3 protein-coding genes are annotated in these 1,116 nt (G+C 32.3%); all 3 read left to right on the top strand.

All coding sequences use genetic code 11. The annotated features are described in order from the left end of the window. The coding region (locus AB0N14_RS40300) for a hypothetical protein (protein ID WP_366030640.1) at positions 1 to 218 on the top strand (218 nt) is incomplete at its 5' end. Between the two features lie 224 nt (positions 219 to 442). After that, a complete protein-coding gene (locus tag AB0N14_RS40295; protein ID WP_057719801.1) occupies positions 443 to 661 on the top strand; it encodes a DUF3173 family protein in 219 nt (72 codons plus the stop codon). Beyond that, positions 639 to 1,116, top strand: a 478-nt coding sequence (locus AB0N14_RS40290) for a hypothetical protein (RefSeq protein WP_366030639.1), incomplete at its 3' end; no start/stop codon positions are given. The genes AB0N14_RS40295 and AB0N14_RS40290, both read left to right, overlap by 23 nt.

Here is a 1,116-nt window from a genome sequence, read left to right as displayed (position 1 = left end):
GGGGAATGGGGGCAATCATAAGGTTTATGACTAATCATCATCTCCCTTTCCCAGAAGAGGTGGGAAGTGAAAAAGATATCTATGATAAAGCAAGCATATCAAGAGAATTAATTGACAAGTTTACTGAGTACCTCCTATTTGTTGGAAGAGAAGACCTTTTAAAAGAATTTCAAGAGATGGTGCAAAATAACAATAATAACTTTAGTAAGGAAAAATAAGTATGTATCTAAAAAAAGCAAACACACGCCTAGCAAAAAAATTAAGTGAAAATGTTCCTTTTGTTCCAGGTACTTGGTACATCAAAATGAACGAAAATGGTACACCAGTAAAAACATTGCAAGGTCAATCACTCTATACTTGTATGAATAATGAGGCGCTATATGACTCATTGAAAACTAGAGAATTTACTCACGTAGAATATTAAAATAGAATGGAGATAACTATGAATATCATAACCAAAGATGAAATTATTGAACAAACAGGAATGACTAAATCTGTGGCTTCTAGGATTATTCGAGAAGGTAAACAGGAAATGGTTAAAAAAGGCTATCCTTTTTACAATAATAAGAGATTAAATTTTTGCCCTTTAGAAGTAGTAAATAAGATGCTTGGGTTGGAATTGAAAGGAAATGAATATCATGCCATTAAGAGTGCATCCTAGAGGAAAAAAATGGGAATATAGAATAAAAGATAGTAAAGGAAATCATGTAGTTAGTAAAGGGGGATTTCTTACCGAAAAAGAGGCTAAAATAGCTGGTAAGGAAGCCGAGCTGGACTATCTAAAAGGTACAAGATTTGATAACAATTCTACAGTTTATGAACTTTACCAAAAATGGTATAACTTGGAGATTCTTCCATCTAACAGAAGTGTTCAAACTAAAATAAAGTATCAAAGATTCTTCAAAAAAATTGATAAATATTTTGGAAAACTAGTAGCAAGTAAAATCAAATATAGTCAATATCAGGAAATAATGAATCAAATAGGTCAAGGTGTAGGGCCAGACTATCTATCTCGGCTAAATTCTAGCATTAGAAGTGCAGTACAACTTGCTAGAAGGGATTTACTTAATATAAATGATTTTACTGAAGGGGTGAGATTACATGCACAAAAACTCC

The sequence above is a fragment of the Streptomyces sp. NPDC051104 genome, from assembly GCF_040682835.1.
Classification (GTDB): Bacteria; Actinomycetota; Actinomycetes; order Streptomycetales; family Streptomycetaceae; genus Streptomyces; species Streptomyces cynarae.
The sequence above is the reverse complement of the archived record's forward strand: the minus strand, read 5'-3'. Positions and strand labels throughout refer to the sequence as shown.